Raw genomic sequence first — 18,423 nt, forward strand, 5'->3', positions numbered from 1 at the left:
GAGTCGAATGGACAAAATAAAAATCGCAATTGCAGATGATAATCGCGAATTGGTCGGACTGATGCAAGATTATTTAAATGCACAGCCCAATATGGAAGTGGTGGATGTTGCTTACAATGGCAAAACCTGCATCGAGATGCTGAACAGTATGCCCGTCGATATTTTATTGCTGGACATCATCATGCCTTATTTGGATGGGATTGCAGTGCTTGACGCCATCAAAGAAAATGGTGATTTGCAGAAGATTGATGTCATTATGCTTTCTGCATTCGGCCAGGAATCGATTATGAGCCAGGCCGCCGAATACGGTGCCTCTTATTTCATCATGAAACCTTTTGAAGCTGACCGTTTAGCTGTGCAGATCAATCATATTATGAACAGCCGGACCAGCATGTCGGGGCAGCCCAACAAGCTGACGACAGAAGACCGGATCACCAATATGGTCAAAGATATTGGAATACCGCCGCATTTAAAAGGCTATAATTATTTAAAGGAAGCGGTCTTGCTGGTACTGGAACAACCCGATATCCTGAATAAAGTCACCAAAGTGCTGTATCCCGGCATTGCTGCCAAGTTTGATACCACTTCTACCCGGGTCGAAAGATCAATCAGGCATGCAATCGAACAAGTGTGGAATCGCCATGAAACCGTTGATCATATCTCCAAAATTTTCGGCTACAGTGCAGCACATCTTGAGTCAAAACCGACCAATTCTGAGTTTATTGCAATGGTCGCAGATAGCCTGCGGCTGGAAATGCGCAATAATAACGACTAATCAAATTTGCAAAACTTTCTGATCGCTGCAAAAGCGACGGAAAGTTTTTTTTTGCATACACAAAAATGCTGAGTTGGAAAAGCGTTGTGTTCCAAGCTGTTTGACAGAATACCGCTAATCGAGTCTGCCGAACGTCTGATTTTTTTGATTTTGGAGAGCAGGATTATGGTTTAAGAGTGGCGAAATAAAGGAAAAGGTAAAGACGCCGTTTTTTCTGATGAGAACAAAACATCTTTACTGATGCAAAAACGGTAAATTCAGCAGAGTGAAAAGAGGCGAGCGCAATTGCAATTGATCAGGCAAATTGATGATTATTTTTTAGGGAATGGCGAAGGAACTGTCGTCGACCGGCTGTATTTTTACGGTGTCTATTGCGTCACCATTCTGATTGCGTTGTTTACTATGCTGTCTTTGTAGCGAAACTAAAAGTTTATCCATAGATGGTTGCAGCCGATGAGCGGATCGTTCATTGGTTTTTTTATTTGGCAAAAACAGTGTTCAAAAATAAATCCTGGGTAACTGGAACCCTATGTTTTCTCCAGAGTAATTTTTGCGAATTATACCCACTTGGTTCCAGGCAGAGATAATTTTATTGTATCCAGCTATAAATGTAGTTTTTTACATAAGTAAATATGAAAAAGTTCAAAAACTGCAGCAAGGAAAACTGTATGAACGGCATCACTTTTACTTGAGGACTCGAAATGTTAGAATGATAGTACAAATTATGAATCCAGACGGCAAGCACAGCAGTGGTAATTCCTGCGATATTTGTCTGGCATATTTCAGAAATGGAAGAGGATGATTTTATTGTCTGAAGTCAAAGTGTATGCACACCGAGGCGCTTCAGGATATGCATTGGAAAATACATGGAACGCATTTATTAAGGCATGTGAGTTTGGAGTCGGCATCGAGCTTGACGTACAAATTACGAATGATGGAGTTGTAGTGGTTTATCACGATGACAACCTGCGGCGCCTGACTGGTGTTAATGCAGGCATCGAGACGCTGGCATACGAAGAAATAAAGGAATTGCGCATAGGCAGGAAGTGGATGCGCAACTTTGAGCACCACCAAATGCCATTGGCCTATGAAGTTTTCCAATGGGCAAAAAAGAAGAAGATCCCTTTAAATGTTGAATTAAAAGAATCGTTTGCGAAAAATTCCAAAGGACCGCAGATTCTTGCAGCCATGCTAGAGGGGATGGAAGATATCCACTTGTCTTCATTCAACTCTAAGCTCTTGCATGATATGAAAAAACTGATGCCTTCGATGGAAATGGCTTGGATCATTAAAAAGAATGAACAGTTGTCGCGAATTAATGAAATGGACTGGGTCGACAGCATCCATCTCCACAAACGGCTTCTTGCCAAACTGTTCTGGAAAGATATTTTAGAATTGGACAAGAAAGTCCGGCTATATGGAATCCTCGGTTCGGAATCACTCATAGATCAACTCGGTCCCCAGACAGTTGGAATCATCACCAACTATCCGGATCGCGTCAAAAGAAAAATTGCGTCTACCCCAATTGGGTAGACGCAATTTTTTATTTCTGGAACCTTTTCGAAACATTTCCCTTTTTGCGGTCCCGGTTCAACAGGAATCCTGCAAAAAATCCAATTCCGAGCACAACAAAAATGGTGCCGAGTGTAAATTGGAGCCAAAGAGCCGGATAAGGTTCAAGCAATTTATTGAACAAGGTATCGCGCATCAGTTTGATGCCATACGCCGCCATGATCCCAGGAATCAGTAAGATGATAAATGCCACTAGACGACCCATAATTCCACATCCTTCATCGTCTATTGTTTCGAATTCCATTAAAGTTGTCAAGAAAACCTTTCTGATGTACGCTTAAACTATTGTTGCAATTATTTGCAAAACTTCATGCGAAAGGTTGAATCAATTTGCAAAACGTTTTGATTATAGGAGGCGGGGAAGGAGGTTCTGCAATTTTAAACCTCTTTTTGGAATCTGATTATTTGCATGTATCCGGTGTGGTTGACTTAAATCCCGAAGCAGGAGCCGTTATGGCTGCAAAGTTACACGGCATACCGGTTGCAGAGGATTACCGGGAGTTCAGCAACAAGGATATTGATATCGTCTTTAATGTGACGGGCAGCGATCAGCTGCTTGAAAAACTGCGGGAGCATTTTCTGAAAAAAACCGTCATTATACCAGGGACCCTTGCCAACGTTTTGGTCCGGCTGTTAGAAGAGAAAGAGCATTTTACCAATCGCCTCAGCAAAGAAAGCCACCGGGAAAAAATCATTTTCAATTCAATAGAAGAAGGTATGATCGGCATTGACAACACCAGCCACATTACCTTTATGAATAAAAGTGCAGCAAGGATGCTGGAGGTGACTGTAGATGAAACCATTGGCAGGCACATCCACGAGTTTATCTCGCTGAGCGAGCTGCCGCGAATTTACGAAACCGGCCGCATTGAGTTGAATAGGGAATTGGAGCTGAAAAACGGCTCGACCATTGTCACTTCCCGTTTTCCAATGATTGATGATAATGGCGAAACAATCGGTGCATTTGCTGTATTTAAAGATATCACCGAGGTGGTGTCTTTAGCTGAAGAAATTACCGACCTGAAGGAAATTCAGACCATGCTGGAAGCCATCATCCAATCGAGTGACGATGCAATTTCTGTTGTAGATGAAAGGGGCAATGGCCTGCTTGTCAATCCGGCGTATACGCGCATTACGGGCTTGCAGATGGAAGATGTTATCGGCCAGCCCGCATCAGCGGACATATCGGAAGGGGAAAGTATGCACTTAAAGGCACTGAGGACACGCAAGCCCGTGCGTGGGGTCAATTTGAAAGTTGGACCAGCAAACCGGGAAGTCATCGTAAATGTTGCGCCGATCATCGTCGACAATAAGTTAAAAGGCAGCGTCGGAGTCATCCACGATACGACTGAAATCCGTTCTTTGATGAAAGAACTCGACCGTGCACGCAGCATCATCCGAACTTTAGAATCTAAATATACTTTTGATGACATTATCGGCTTGTCATCCGAAATGCAATTGTCCCTCCAGCAGGCGAAACTGGCGGCCCAAACTTTGGTTACCGTCTTGCTGCGCGGTGAATCGGGAACCGGCAAAGAACTTTTTGCACATGCCATCCATAGTGCCAGCGAGCGGAAATACAATAAATTCGTGCGTGTCAGCTGTGCTGCTCTTTCTGAAGAACTGTTGGAAAGCGAACTTTTTGGTTATGAAGAAGGGGCGATTCCCGGCATTAAAACTGGAGAAAAACGCGGACTGTTTGAGGAAGCTAACAACGGCAGTATTTTTCTGGACGAAATCGGTGAACTGTCTTCTTCGCTGCAAAGCAAATTGCTGCGCGTGCTGCAAGAACATGAAACGCTGCGGATTGGCGGCAGCAAACCAATTCCTGTCAACGTTCGTGTGATCGCATCAACTAATGCCAATATGGAAAAAGCTTTGCTGGACGGCAAATTCCGGGAAGATTTGTATTACCGGCTGAACCGGATGCCGATCCTCATTCCGCCTTTGCGCAATCGGAAACAGGATATTCCCCGAATTGCCGAGCGGCTGCTGCTGAAACTTAACCAGGAATACGGCCGGAGTGTCGAGTCCTTCTCCGACAAAGCGCAGCAATATTTGCGCGTATACGATTGGCCGGGCAATGTCCGGGAGCTTGAGAACGTTTTGAGCCGTTCTATGATCTTCATGCAAATGAACGACAGAATTTTGACAGAAGAGCATATCCCACTTAATATGCTGCGCGTCGATGATACCAAAAATGAAGTGGTGATTCCGTCTTCCGTTTCACTGCAGGAGCAGTTGGACACAGTCGAGCGCGGAATTCTTCACCATGCTTTAAAGCAATCGAATGGCAATAAATCAAAGACGGCAAAGCAACTGGAAATCTCCTTGCGCACCCTCTACTATAAATTAGAAAAATACGGGTTGATGTAATCGGTTTTGCAAATTGTTGCAGGGTTTTGCAAGTATTTGCAAAGATTTGTGGATAAAATTGCAAATAAAACGCTTTCATCTCTTATATATAGCCATCTGTTCTGTTTTAATTAAGAAGAATGAGGTGAGCAGTTATGGCCACATTAAACCATTTAATCGAAAATGCCCCGAACGGTTCTGACCACACAGTGGCAGTTGCCGCTGCTGCTGATTTAGCAGTTTTGGAAGCCATCAGTATGGCTGTCAGCCGGAAAATGGCACGTTTTCACCTGTACGATGATGAAGCGGCAATGACAGCAATGATCCGGGAATATTTTCCGCAGCTGCTCGGTCATCCTGATGTGCAGCTCTATCATGTCAGCAGCGTTGAGAAAGCTGCTGAACAAGCGGTAAAGTCTGTGTTCATGAACGAATCCGATATTTTGATGAAAGGCCAGATTGCGACGGCAGTGCTGCTCAAAGCAGTATTGAATCCGGAGTATGGCCTCAGAACCGGATCCGTCATGTCACATATTGCCGCTTTTGAAGTCCCTGGCTTCGACAGGCTGATCTTTGTAACGGATGCGGGCATGAACATCAGCCCGGATTTGCCTCAAAAAGTACAAATTATCCAAAATGCTGTTCAGATTGCACGTTCAGTCGGTGTTGAACTGCCGATTGTCGCGCCTCTGGCAGGAGTGGAAGTCATCAATCCGAACATGCAGGCCACTCTTGACGCTGCGGCATTGACCGCGATGAACCGGCGTGGCCAAATCAAAGATTGCATCGTGGACGGGCCCTATGCTCTCGACAATGCCATATCTGTCGATGCGGCCAAGCATAAACGGATTGCGGGGGACAATGCCGGCAAAGCCGATATCCTGCTCGTTCCAACTATTGAATCCGGCAATATCCTGTATAAATCACTGGTCTTTTTTTCAAATGCAAAAGTCGGCAGCATCATCGCCGGTGCGAAAGCGCCGATAGTTTTGTCATCACGAGCCGACAGCGCCGAAAGCAAATTGTATTCATTGGCTTTGGCGATTTGCTCATCGTTAACTTTAGGAACATATATTAGGAGGAATTGACAATGGAAATTTTCAAGAGAATGGAACAATACGATTACGAACAACTAATTTTTTGCCAGGATAAAAACTCAGGCCTGAAAGCCATTATTTGCATCCACGATACTACGCTTGGACCGGCACTTGGCGGCACGCGCATGTGGAATTACGCAACAGAAGAAGAAGCAATTGAAGATGCTATCCGCCTTGGACGCGGAATGACATATAAAAACGCGGCAGCCGGATTGAACCTTGGCGGCGGTAAAACCGTTATTATCGGAGACCCATTGAAAGACAAGAACGAAGAAATGTTCCGCGCTTTCGGACGCTTTATCCAAGGCTTGAACGGACGCTACATAACTGCTGAAGATGTTGGGACAACTGTGGCGGATATGGACATGATCCACGAAGAAACGGATTTTGTCACCGGCATTTCCCCAGCTTTCGGTTCTTCAGGCAATCCGTCGCCAGTCACAGCTTACGGTGCATACATCGGCATGAAAGCTGCTGCTCTGGAAGCATTCGGCGACGACTCTTTAGAAGGCAAGACCGTAGCAGTACAGGGTGTCGGCAACGTAGCTTACCCGCTTTGCGAATACCTTCATAAAGAAGGCGCGAAATTAATCGTGACTGATATTAACCAGCAAGCCGTACAGCGCGCTGTAGATGCATTTGGCGCAACCGCGGTTGCACCGAATGACATCTATTCACAAGAAGCAGATATCTTTGCTCCATGTGCAATGGGCGCGATCATCAACGATGACACAATTCCACAATTAAAAGTAAAAGTGGTTGCGGGTTCTGCCAACAACCAGTTGAAAGAAGAACGCCACGGAGACGAGCTTGAAGCGCGCGGCATCGTTTATGCACCAGACTTCGTTATCAATTCAGGCGGCGTTATCAATGTTGCTGATGAACTTTACGGCTACAACAATGAACGTGCGATGAAGCGCGTTGAAACGATCTACGACAGCATCACAAAAATCTTTGAAATTTCGAAACGCGATAATGTGCCAAGCTATATTGCAGCAGACCGCATGGCTGAAGAACGCATTGAACGCGTCCGCAAATCAAGATCTCAATTCTTGCGGAACGAACACAATATTTTAAGCAGAAGATAATAATATTCAGCAGGTGAGTCCTTCCTTTTCACCTGCTGTTTTTATCTGAAATAATATCGCTATGTTGTTTTTTTCAACAAGCAAAATTAATGCTTTTCACAATCAAATTAAGAAACGGGGGATCGATGTGCAAAAACAGCCCAATCGCATTCTAGTCATCAACCCTGCTTCCACCTCGACTAAAATCGGCGTTTTTGACAACGATATCCTGATCATGGAAAAGACCATACACCATTCTATAGAAGATTTGGGTGAATATACGAGCATTGCCGGTCAACATATTTTCAGAAGGAACAGCATTCTGGAAGCTTTGGACGAAGAAGGCATGAATGTTTCCAAACTAGCAGCAGTGTGTGGAAGAGGCGGACTGCTTCGGCCTATTGAAGGCGGAACTTATGCAGTCAATGACGAAATGATGAAAGATCTGCGAAAAGGATATTCAGGGCAGCACGCATCCAACTTAGGCGGCATCATCGCATTTGAAATTGCGGACGGCTTGAATATTCCTTCGTTTATCGTCGATCCGGTAGTCGTCGATGAAATGGCGCCGATTGCTCGGATATCCGGGTTTTCTTTGATCGAACGAAAGTCCATTTTCCATGCCCTCAATCAAAAGGCAGTCGCCAGGCGCTACGCCAAAAAAATAGGGCGTGCCTATGAGGATGTTAGTTTGATTGTTGCTCATATGGGCAGCGGCATCACAATTGGAGTCCATCAAGCGGGCCGGGTCATCGATGTCAATAACGGTTTGCACGGCGATGGGCCGTTCAGTCCCGAACGAGCCGGAACCGTACCGGCAGGGGATTTGGTGGAATTATGCTTTTCCGGCCAATACAGCCGGCATGACATCATGAAAAAATTGGTCAGGCAGGGCGGATTGTTTGCTTACTTGGAAACGAATGATGTGGTGAAAGTGGAGCGGCGCATTTCAAAAGGCGATAAACGGGCAGAATTGATTTATCAGGCTATGGCTTACCAAGTTGCCCGCGAAATCGGTGCTGCAAGCGCTGTATTAAAAGGAAGAGTAGATGCCATCATCCTGACCGGTGGGCTTGCCCATGGCAAAGGATTTGTGGAAGCGATTACCGAACGCGTCAGCTGGATTGCCGATGTGGAGATCCAGCCGGGTGAAAACGAACTTCAGGCATTGGCTGAAGGTGCTGCACGGATATTGAACGGGGAAGAACAAGCAAAAACCTATACATTTAGTTTGTAAGAAAAACTTCAATTGGCAGGGGGGAAATCCCCCGATTTGTTGAAGCAGAAAAAGGAGGACAAATCCATGGCTCAAAATTATGATGTCGTCATTTTAGGCGGCGGAACAGGCGGTTATGTAGCGGCAATCCGCTCTGCACAACTTGGCTTGAAAACGGCAATCGTCGAAAAAGGCGAATTGGGCGGTACTTGCTTGCATAGAGGCTGCATTCCAAGCAAAGCATTGCTCCGCAGTGCAGAAGTTTATTCAACCACGAAAAATCACGCGGCAGACTTTGGTGTTCAAACTGGTGAAGTTTCCTTGGATTTTGCGCGTGTCCAACAGCGCAAACAAGGAATCGTCGATCAATTGCACGCTGGTGTTCAAGGACTGATGAAAAAAGGCAAAATTGATGTTTATGAAGGCATCGGCCGGATTCTTGGCCCATCAATTTTCTCTCCAAACGCCGGGACCATTTCGGTCGAAATGAAAAATGGTGAAGAAAACGAAATGCTGATCCCAAACAATGTCATTATCGCTACCGGGTCACGCCCACGCACTTTGCCTGGTCTGACTATTGATGGAGAATTTGTCATGACTTCAGATGAGGCATTGAAAATGGAAAGCCTGCCCCAATCGATCCTGATTGTCGGCGGCGGCGTCATCGGAATCGAATGGGCATCCATGCTCAATGATTTTGGTGTTGATGTGACAGTCATCGAATATGCAGACCGCATCATTCCGACAGAAGACAAAGACATCTCGAAAGAAATGCTGAAGCTGCTGAAGAAAAAAGGCATTACTTTTGCCACTGGCGCGAAAGTAATGGCAGATACGTTGGAAACAGGCGAGAATGGTGTCACGATCCAAGCGGAAATCAATGGCAAAAACGAAAGTTTTTCTGCAGAGAAAATGCTGGTTTCTGTCGGACGCCAAGCGAATGTTGAAAACATCGGCATCGAAAACACGGATATCATAGTGGAAAAAGGCTTTGTGCAAGTGAAAAAATCCTTCCAGACAAAAGAGTCCCATATTTATGCCATCGGAGATGTAATTGGCGGCCTGCAGTTGGCGCATGTTGCTTCACACGAAGGCATCACGGCTATCGAACACATTAAAGGCAATAATCCGCATGCCATCAACTATGATTTGGTATCGCGCTGCATTTATTCCAATCCGGAAGCGGCAAGCGTTGGCATCACAGAAGATCAGGCAAAAGAAAAAGGGCACGACGTCAAAGTCGGCAAGTTCTCTTTTAAAGCCATCGGCAAAGCGCTGGTATACGGTGAATCTGATGGGTTTGTCAAAATTATCGCAGACAAAAAAACAAACGATATTCTCGGCGTCCATATGATCGGTCCGCATGTGACGGATATGATTTCCGAAGCTGGCCTGGCAATGGTATTGGACGCAACGCCTTGGGAAATTGCCGAAACGATCCATCCGCACCCGACACTTTCAGAAGTTATGGGCGAAGCGGCTTTAGCAGTTGATGGCAAAGCAATTCATAGTTAAGGGAGGAAACAATTAATGGCTTCTAAACATGAAGAAATTGGATTGACTAATGATGACTTACTGAAAATGTACGAAACAATGTTAATGGCCCGCCGTGTCGATGAACGCATGTGGCTGTTAAACCGCGCAGGGAAAATTCCTTTCGTGATTTCATGCCAAGGGCAAGAAGCGGCACAAGTTGGCGCTGCGTTTGCTCTTGATAACACGCAGGATTATATCGCACCTTACTACCGTGATATCGGAGTCGTGCTTCACTTTGGCATGACGCCAAAAGACTTGATGTTGTCGGCTTTTGCCAAAGCGGAAGACCCGAACTCGGGCGGCCGCCAGATGCCAGGGCATTTTGGGCAAAAAAGCAACCGCATCTTGACTGGATCTTCGCCCGTTACGACACAGTTGCCTCATGCTGTGGGCGTCGCGCTGGCAGGGAAAATGAAGAAAAAAGATTTTATTACGTTTACGACTCTTGGTGAAGGTTCTTCCAACCAAGGCGATTTCCACGAAGGCATGAACTTTGCCGGCGTCCATAAATTGCCGGTCGTCATCATGGTTGAAAATAATAAGTATGCAATCTCAGTGCCAGTTGAACGCCAATTGGCCAGTAAAAACGTATCAGACCGTGCAATCGGATACGGTATGCCGGGTGTGACAATTGATGGCAACGATCCGATTGAAGTCTACAAGCATGTCAAACAAGCAGCTGACCGTGCACGCCGCGGTGAAGGGCCGAGTTTGGTTGAAACCGTTTCTGAACGAATGACCGCCCACTCTTCAGATGATGACCATCGCCAATACCGCTCAGCGGACGAACTGGCTGCGCAAAAATCGACGGATCCGATTCTGACTTTCGGTGCTTACTTGAAAGAAAATGGCATCTTGAACGATGAACTGGAAAAAGATATTAATGACCGCATCATGGTCATCGTCAACGAAGCGACCGATTATGCAGAAAATGCACCATATGCAGAACCTGAACATGCAATGAAATATGTCTATGCCGAAGAAGGAGGAGACGAATAATGGCCATTATGTCTTATATTGATGCCATCACGCTTGCCATGAAGGAAGAAATGGAACGTGACGAAAACGTCTTTGTTCTCGGAGAAGATGTCGGCAAAAAAGGCGGCGTTTTTAAAGCGACACAAGGTCTTTACGATCAATTTGGTGAAGATCGCGTCCTGGACACGCCTCTTGCAGAATCGGCAATTGCCGGAGTCGGGATTGGTGCAGCGATGTACGGGTTGCGCCCAATTGCAGAAATGCAGTTTGCGGATTTCATTATGCCAGCCGTCAACCAAATCATTTCAGAAGCATCCCGTATCCGATACCGTTCAAATAACGATTGGTCATGTCCGATCGTATTTCGCGCACCTTTTGGCGGCGGCGTCCACGGCGCTCTTTATCACTCGCAGTCTGTGGAAGCGATTTTCGCAAACCAGCCTGGCTTGAAAATTGTCATCCCGTCAACGCCATATGATGCAAAAGGCCTCTTGAAGGCTGCAATCCGCGATGAAGATCCGGTAATGTTCTTTGAACACAAACGCGCTTACCGCTTGATTAAAGGCGAAGTGCCAGAAGAAGATTACACAATCGAAATCGGCAAAGCGGACGTTAAACGAGAAGGCGAAGACATCACTGTCATCACCTATGGTTTAGCGGTCCACTTTGCATTGCAGGCTGCAGAACGCCTGGCGGAAGATGGAATCTCTGCGCACATCCTTGATTTGCGTACAATTTATCCATTGGACAAAGAAGGCATCATTGAAGCAGCCAAGAAAACCGGCAAAGTGCTGCTGGTCACTGAAGACAATAAAGAAGGAAGCATCATCGGAGAAGTGGCAGCAATCATCGCTGAAAACTGCCTGTTCGACTTGGATGCCCCGATCAAACGTCTCGCTGGACCCGATATCCCGGCAATGGCCTACGCACCGACCATGGAGAAATTCTTCATGATCAACCCGGACAAAGTAGAAAAAGCAATGAGAGAGTTAGCAGAGTTTTAAAAAGGAAAAGCGTAAGCGCCCATGTAGATTCGACGGGCATAAGACAGACCAGCAGTGTGGCGCACTTTGCCACACAGCTGGGTTGGCTTATGACCCTAGAATCTGGGCGCTGGAGCTAGACAATATAGAAAAGCGTAAGCAGCCGTTTAGCCCCGACAAGCGCTGGAGGTTTTGCCAGTAATGGCGTTCTTGAGCCATTACTGGCAAGACTGAAGCGACTCGAGGGGCTGGCTGCTGAAGCTGGACAGAAAAGGAAAGCGTAAGTGCCTGTTCAGCTCTGACAGGCATAAGGCAGACCGGCAGTGTGGCGTTCTTTGCCACACAATCGGGTTGACTTATGACCCGAAGAGCTAGGCACAGAAGTCTGGATAGTGAGAAAAGCGCAAGCGCCTGGTCAGCTCTGACAGGCATAGGAATCAATCAACGCGACACCATCAAGTAAAGGAGGAACTCCCTTGGCTATAGAAAACATTAAAATGCCTCAGCTGGGTGAAAGTGTTACCGAAGGAACCATTGAAAAATGGCTCGTCCAGCCCGGCGACCATGTAAATAAATACGATCCGCTTGCAGAAGTCAATACAGACAAAGTGACTGCGGAAGTCCCTTCATCGTTCACAGGAACAGTTAAAGAATTGATTGCTTCTGAAGGTGAAACTTTGGCGGTCGGAGAAGTTGTCTGCACGATCGAAACAGAAGGCGGCGACGCTGCACCGGTAGAAGAAGCAAAACCTGTTAGCGGAGACAAAGCAACAGAAATGCCGGCAGCAGGATCTAAGCCGACCAGCAAACTCGAAGGGACGGAAGGATCATCCCAGCCTGTTAAGCCGTCCGGATCGAAAGGGCGCTATTCGCCTGCGGTACTCCGCTTGGCTCAGGATAACGACATCGACCTGGCTCAAGTTGAAGGCTCAGGAAATGAAGGGCGCATCACCCGCAAAGATTTGATGAAGCTGATTGACAGCGGCAATATTCCGAAAGCAGGAGATGCCAAAACTGCTCCCGCTCCACAGCAGGAACAGCCGGCACCGCAAGCAGCACCTGCACAAGAAGCTCCGAAAGCTGCTGCAGCACCGATCCAAAGTGCACCTGGAGATATTGAAATTCCAATCACGGGTGTCCGCAAAGCGATTGCGGCGAATATGCTGAAGAGCAAACACGAAGCACCGCATGCATGGATGATGATCGAAGTGGACGTGACCAACCTTGTTCAATACCGTGATTCCATCAAAGGCGAATTCAAGAAAAAAGAAGGTTTCAATATTACGTATTTTGCTTTCTTCGTTAAAGCCGTTTCACAGGCTTTAAAAGAATTCCCGATGATGAACTCGATGTGGGCTGGAGACAAGATCATCCAGAAAAAAGATATCAACATTTCCATCGCCGTTGCTTCAGACAGCGCCTTGTTTGTACCGGTCATCAAAAATTCTGATGAAAAGTCGGTTAAAGGCATCGGTAAAGAAGTAAATGAACTGGCGCTTAAAGCCCGTTCAGGCAAATTGAAATCTGCAGATATGCAAGGCGGAACGTTTACGGTCAACAATACCGGATCGTTCGGATCTGTTCAGTCGATGGGCATCATCAACCATCCACAGGCAGCGATTATGCAAGTAGAGTCGATCGTCAAACGTCCAGTCATCATGGATAACGGGATGATTGCTGCACGTGACATGGTCAATCTTTGCCTATCGCTCGATCATCGTGTGCTTGATGGCCTTGTCTGCGGACAATTCCTGGCTCGCGTCAAAGAAATACTTGAAAACATGTCAAAAGAAAATACATCTGTTTATTAAGAAAAGCTGGAGTCTCAGGACTCCAAGCTTTTTTTTCTTTAATGTCAGCGTCCAGTCGGGTAAAATGAAGACAGATAGCCTTTGAGGAGGGAATAGTTTGACAATCGATTCGATGAAAAAAACAAAATTTCCAGCGCGTACATACAGTGAGTGGCAGCAGGCAGCCGAAAAAGCGATTAAAGGCAAGCCTTTCGAAGAAACTTTGAAAACGCCTACAATTGAAGATGTAAAACTTGAACCTTTATATACAAAAAATATGCTTGATCAATTGGAGAGCTATATTCCGGAGCAAGTAGCCGCGATTCAGCATGGCAAGCATCAGCCAAGCTGGCTTGTTTCGCAGGAAGTGATGGCGGATTCCGCCCAGGAATATTTAGCGTTGATGCAAGACGACCTTCTCCGGGGGAATGAAACCGTAGTCTATACGGGCTTCCGTAAATTTGAGTGGACAGACGAACAATTAACTGAACTGGCGGAACTGATTGTCAAATACCCGCTTTACTTTAAATTGGTTGGCGAAGACCGAGATATCCTGCGGGTATTTGATTTTGTAGCTACCGAAAAGCTCGACCACGTGCAGGGAGTCATTTTTTCGGAAGAAGGGATCCGCGCACCGAAACAGGTTCGTACCCAGCTGGTCGATACCATTCCTATTCACCACGCAGGCGGAACAGCCGTCCATGAATTGGGAGTCGCTCTCAGCATCCTGTCAGAACGGATGGGGAATGAAGACTTTTTGGAAACCGCTGATAACACTTGGATCCGCTTTGCGGTCGATACCCAGTTTTTCCAGGAAATCGCCAAGCTGCGTGCATTCCGCGTATTGTGGCACGCTTTCAGCTCTGCCTATGAAGAAGAAGCGCCAACGATTCCACTCTTTACAGAGACATCTGTCCGCTCCTATTCAAAGCTGGATCCATATGTAAACCTGCTGCGTGCAGGAAATTCCACATTTGCTGCAGTTCTCGGGGGCACTGATGCGCACACCGTTCACCCGCATGACTTTTTGACTGAACCAGACCTGTCGAGCCGGCGCATTGCCCGCAACGTTCAGCTGGTCATCAAGGAAGAGGCGCATGTGTCGCATGTGGTCGATCCTGCAGCAGGCTCCTATTTTATTGAAACTTTAACAAAAGAGTATGTAGATGCGGCATGGAGCTATTTCCTTGAGATCGAAGAAGCGGGAGGCTACTCCGAAGTCATCAAATCAGGATGGCTGACAGATGATATTCAGGCAAAATGGATCGAGCGCGAAAAAAATGTGGCGACGCGTAGACAATCGCTGATCGGGACCAACATTTATGCCAATCCGCAAGAGCCGGTCAAAGACGCGAAAATCGACGATGGCCACTTGGAATATATGACCGCAAAACGCTTGGCGACACCTTTTGAAAATCTTCGTGCGCAAAGCAGAGTGACGGGTTTGAAAACCGCCATCGTTTTAGTGGAACCGTTGAAGATCAGTAAAGCACAAGTAGATTTTGTTTCTGGGTTTTTGGCGGTTGGCGGAATTGAACCGCTGCTTAGTCCATATCTGGCAACAGCGGAAGAAATCAACCAATTCTTAGCAAGCGAAAGCATTGATTATGCGGTGCTTTGCGGTTCAAAAGATGCAGTTGCAGGCGTGGTTCAAGGATTGGATACGCAGGCAAGCATCGATCTTGCAGGCAAGTACCCGAAAGATCAACTGGCGGAATGGACCAATTACGGCATCAAGGACACCCTGTATTCCGGCAAGCATATCACTGCAAAGCTGGAGAAAATTCTCGCACTCGGAAAGGAGGCGCTATAAGATGGGCAAACCTGATTTTTCCAAAGTAAAGCTCGATCAATTGTCTGTTGGTTCCCATCAGGTTCAGCAGCAAAGCGCCTTTACCACAAATGAAGGCATCGATATCAAACCGGTCTATACACAGCAGGACATTGAATTTCTGGAAGAAAGCATGCCTGGATTTGCGCCAAATGTCCGCGGGCCCTATCCGACCATGTACGTTTCGCGTCCTTGGACCGTACGCCAGTATGCTGGATTCTCGACTGCGGAAGAAAGCAATGCCTTTTACCGGCGCAATTTGGCGATGGGGCAAAAAGGCTTGTCCGTCGCCTTTGACCTGGCGACACACCGCGGCTACGATTCGGATCACGAGCGTGTGGTCGGGGATGTAGGGAAAGCGGGCGTCGCCATTGACAGCGTGGAAGACATGAAGATCTTGTTTGACGGCATTCCGCTGGATCAAATGTCCGTATCGATGACCATGAACGGTGCGGTCGTACCAATTATGGCATTCTTTATAGTAGCGGCAGAAGAACAGGGTGTATCACCTGACCAACTGGCTGGAACGATTCAAAATGACATTTTAAAAGAATACATGGTCCGCAATACGTATATTTATCCACCTGCGATGTCCATGCAGATCATTGCGGATATCTTTAAATACACATCCCTTCATATGCCGAAGTTCAATTCGATTTCGATTTCGGGCTATCATATTCAGGAAGCTGGAGCTACGGCGGATCTTGAGTTGGCGTATACGCTGGCAGATGGACTGGAGTACGTTCGCACAGGACTCGCCGCGGGCATTGATATCGATCATTTTGCCCCTCGTCTGTCCTTTTTCTGGGGCATTGGCATGAACTACTTTATGGAAGTGGCAAAAATGCGTGCCGGACGAGAAATTTGGGCGAAAATGATGAAAAGTTTCGATCCGAAAAATGACAAAGCTCTGGCGCTGCGGACCCATTCCCAAACATCCGGCTGGAGTTTGACCGAACAGGATCCATTCAATAACGTCACCCGTACGTTGATTGAAGCGAATGCGGCAGCCATGGGGCATACCCAATCACTGCATACCAACGCACTCGACGAAGCGATTGCCCTGCCGACTGATTTTTCGGCAAGGATTGCACGCAATACGCAATTATTCCTGCAGGAAGAAACGATGATGACCAATGTGATCGATCCATGGGGCGGCTCGTATTATGTGGAATCACTGACCAAGGAATTGATGGAAAAAGCATGGGATTTGATTGAGGAAGTCGAAGAACTTGGAGGCATGGCAAAAGCCATTGAAACCGGCCTGCCAAAAATGCGCATCGAGGAAGCCGCAGCGAAAAAACAGGCTCAAATCGATTCCAATGAAGAAGTGATCATTGGGGTCAATCGCTACCGCCTTGATCAGGAAGATCCGATTGATATCTTGAATATAGATAATACGATGGTCCGAAAAACACAGATCGAACGGCTGGATCGCATGAAAGAAGAACGCGACAGCGAAAAAGTGGCGGCGGCCCTGGAGGCATTGGCAGAAGCGGCGAAAACTGGCGAAGCCAATATTTTGGCCTGTGCGATTGAAGCAGCACGGCACCGGGCATCGCTTGGTGAAATTTCTGACGCAATCGAACGGGTATCCGGAAGGCATAAGGCGGTGATTCGTTCAGTGAGTGGAGTGTATAGTTCAAACTTCTCAAACCAACAGGAAATGGAAATCGTTAAAGAGATGACGGAAGACTTTATTGAAAACGAAGGACGCCGTCCGCGTATTCTTATCGCAAAAATGGGACAGGATGGGCATGACCGTGGAGCGAAAGTGATTGCTACGGCATTTGCCGATTTGGGCTTTGATGTCGATATCGGTCCATTATTCCAAACACCGGCAGAAACAGCTCAGCAGGCAGCAGAAAATGATGTCCATGTAATCGGCGTCAGTTCCCTGGCAGCGGGTCATATGACATTGGTGCCAGACCTTAAGGCAGAACTTGCGAAAATCGGCCGTGAGGATATTCTTATCGTGGTCGGCGGCGTGATTCCGGCACAGGATTATGAATTCCTGCGCAACAATGGAGCCAGTGCGATTTTTGGTCCCGGTACTGTCATTCCGGTAGCGGCACAAAAAGTCATTGAAGAGATCTATGTGCGCCTCGGTTACGAGGAAGTGGCAGACTGATGAGCCGCGAAAAAAATTCCCGGCGCGTCATGGACGGTGTTCATGAAACCCATGATGGCATGAAGGCCTTGCCACGGAAAAAGTTCAAGAAACCGGAAGCTGAGACTTTGGATATCGAGACAATCGCAGAAGGTGTGCGGAGCGGATCACGCCTGTATTTGGGGAAAGCAATCACCTTGCTTGAAAGCTCAAATCCGGGTCATAAACAGAATGGCCAGCAATTGCTGAACCAATTGCTGCCTTTTACCGGCAACAGTATCCGAATCGGCATTACCGGTGTACCTGGTGCGGGCAAAAGCACCTTTATTGAAACCTTCGGCGAGATGTTGACGGGACTTGGGCACCGGGTGGCTGTTCTGGCAATCGATCCGAGTTCGTCGCTGACCGGCGGCAGCATTCTCGGCGACAAAACTCGCATGGAACAGCTGGCACGCAATCCGAGAGCTTTTATTCGACCTTCACCAACAGCCGGAACGCTCGGAGGTGTCCATAAAAAGACGCGCGAAACGATGCTGCTGTGTGAAGCGGCGGGATATGATGTAATCTTGGTGGAGACGGTCGGTGTTGGCCAAAGCGAGACGCTTGTGCGGGGCATGGTGGACATGTTCCTGCTGCTGGTTTTGACAGGTGCCGGAGATGAACTTCAAGGCATGAAAAAAGGAATATTGGAGCTGGCGGATGCCATCGTTGTCCACAAAGCCGATGGAGACAATGCACGGCTGGCGAAAAAGACGGTGGCGGAATACAAGCAGATGCTGCATTTTCTGCAGCCGGCATCTGAAGGCTGGACAACCCGGCCGCTTGCCGCTTCGTCCCTTGAAAATTCAGGGATTCCCGATGTCTGGGAAATGGTGCAGGAATTCGAAACAACGGTGAAAAGCAGCGGCTATTGGAAAAAACGCCGACAGAAACAGACTCAGGACTGGTTCCGTTCGATGATCACAGACGAGCTGCACAGCCGCTTTTTTGATGATCCCGAGCGCCGGCAATTGGTCAAGAGTCTAGAAAAACAGGTGCTGGATGATAGATTGACTGTGGCACAAGCAATCGCGCGCCTTTTTGAGTAAGCTTTTTTGCAAGTCGGTTGAACAC

15 protein-coding genes are annotated in these 18,423 nt (G+C 47.2%); 14 read left to right on the top strand and 1 reads right to left on the bottom strand.

All coding sequences use genetic code 11. The features are described from left to right. Window positions 1-7: 7 nt before the first annotated feature. The 3 genes from spo0A to QOZ98_RS14400 all read left to right on the top strand — a co-directional run bounded on the left by spo0A (window position 8) and on the right by QOZ98_RS14400 (window position 2,308). On the top strand, window positions 8-775 hold the full coding sequence (spo0A, locus tag QOZ98_RS14390; protein ID WP_308788085.1) for a sporulation transcription factor Spo0A: 768 nt from the start codon (window positions 8-10) through the stop codon (window positions 773-775). 285 nt (window positions 776-1,060) lie between these two features. Then, window positions 1,061-1,192, top strand: a complete 132-nt coding sequence (locus QOZ98_RS14395; RefSeq protein WP_268951304.1) for a hypothetical protein — start codon at window positions 1,061-1,063, stop codon at window positions 1,190-1,192. A 381-nt stretch (window positions 1,193-1,573) separates the two neighbouring features. Next, window positions 1,574-2,308, top strand: a complete 735-nt coding sequence (locus tag QOZ98_RS14400; protein WP_308788086.1) for a glycerophosphodiester phosphodiesterase — start codon at window positions 1,574-1,576, stop codon at window positions 2,306-2,308. Between the two features lie 10 nt (window positions 2,309-2,318). On the opposite strand, the gene QOZ98_RS14405 is transcribed toward QOZ98_RS14400, so the two are convergent. After that, the gene (locus tag QOZ98_RS14405; RefSeq protein WP_008499061.1) at window positions 2,319-2,552 is read right to left on the bottom strand and encodes a DUF2627 domain-containing protein; all 234 of its coding nucleotides are present in this window, start codon (window positions 2,550-2,552) and stop codon (window positions 2,319-2,321) included. Window positions 2,553-2,677: 125 nt separating this feature from the next. Between QOZ98_RS14405 and QOZ98_RS14410 the strand changes: the two genes are divergently transcribed. From QOZ98_RS14410 to meaB, 11 genes are all read left to right on the top strand, one after another. Continuing rightward, window positions 2,678-4,723, top strand: a complete 2,046-nt coding sequence (locus QOZ98_RS14410) for a sigma 54-interacting transcriptional regulator (RefSeq protein WP_308788087.1) — start codon at window positions 2,678-2,680, stop codon at window positions 4,721-4,723. Window positions 4,724-4,857: 134 nt separating this feature from the next. Next, the gene (gene yqiS / locus QOZ98_RS14415) at window positions 4,858-5,790 is read left to right on the top strand and encodes a phosphate butyryltransferase (protein ID WP_308788088.1); all 933 of its coding nucleotides are present in this window, start codon (window positions 4,858-4,860) and stop codon (window positions 5,788-5,790) included. 2 nt (window positions 5,791-5,792) lie between these two features. Then, window positions 5,793-6,887: a Leu/Phe/Val dehydrogenase gene (locus tag QOZ98_RS14420; protein WP_308788089.1), complete on the top strand. Its 1,095-nt coding sequence runs from the start codon at window positions 5,793-5,795 to the stop codon at window positions 6,885-6,887. A gap of 127 nt (window positions 6,888-7,014) precedes the next feature. Beyond that, window positions 7,015-8,103, top strand: a complete 1,089-nt coding sequence (gene buk / locus QOZ98_RS14425; RefSeq protein WP_308788090.1) for a butyrate kinase — start codon at window positions 7,015-7,017, stop codon at window positions 8,101-8,103. 66 nt (window positions 8,104-8,169) lie between these two features. Continuing rightward, window positions 8,170-9,597: a dihydrolipoyl dehydrogenase gene (gene lpdA / locus QOZ98_RS14430; protein WP_308788091.1), complete on the top strand. Its 1,428-nt coding sequence runs from the start codon at window positions 8,170-8,172 to the stop codon at window positions 9,595-9,597. A gap of 15 nt (window positions 9,598-9,612) precedes the next feature. Next, window positions 9,613-10,617, top strand: a complete 1,005-nt coding sequence (locus tag QOZ98_RS14435) for a thiamine pyrophosphate-dependent dehydrogenase E1 component subunit alpha (RefSeq protein WP_308788092.1) — start codon at window positions 9,613-9,615, stop codon at window positions 10,615-10,617. Next, window positions 10,617-11,600, top strand: coding sequence for an alpha-ketoacid dehydrogenase subunit beta (locus QOZ98_RS14440; protein ID WP_191715829.1), 984 nt, complete (start codon window positions 10,617-10,619; stop codon window positions 11,598-11,600). The genes QOZ98_RS14435 and QOZ98_RS14440 overlap by 1 nt, the downstream gene beginning before the upstream one ends. Window positions 11,601-12,055: 455 nt before the next feature. Continuing rightward, window positions 12,056-13,390, top strand: a complete 1,335-nt coding sequence (locus tag QOZ98_RS14445; protein ID WP_308788093.1) for a dihydrolipoamide acetyltransferase family protein — start codon at window positions 12,056-12,058, stop codon at window positions 13,388-13,390. 97 nt (window positions 13,391-13,487) lie between these two features. Then, window positions 13,488-15,182, top strand: a complete 1,695-nt coding sequence (locus QOZ98_RS14450; protein ID WP_308788094.1) for a methylmalonyl-CoA mutase family protein — start codon at window positions 13,488-13,490, stop codon at window positions 15,180-15,182. 1 nt (window position 15,183) lies between these two features. Further along, window positions 15,184-17,331 carry a methylmalonyl-CoA mutase gene (gene scpA / locus QOZ98_RS14455; RefSeq protein ID WP_308788095.1) on the top strand — a complete coding sequence of 716 codons (2,148 nt, stop codon included), beginning with the start codon at window positions 15,184-15,186 and terminating at the stop codon, window positions 17,329-17,331. Continuing rightward, window positions 17,331-18,398, top strand: a complete 1,068-nt coding sequence (gene meaB / locus QOZ98_RS14460) for a methylmalonyl Co-A mutase-associated GTPase MeaB (protein ID WP_308788096.1) — start codon at window positions 17,331-17,333, stop codon at window positions 18,396-18,398. The genes scpA and meaB overlap by 1 nt, the downstream gene beginning before the upstream one ends. The last annotated feature ends 25 nt before the right edge of the window (window positions 18,399-18,423 follow it).

This window comes from Planomicrobium stackebrandtii (genome assembly GCF_030814955.1).
GTDB lineage: Bacteria > Bacillota > Bacilli > Bacillales_A > Planococcaceae > Planococcus > Planococcus stackebrandtii.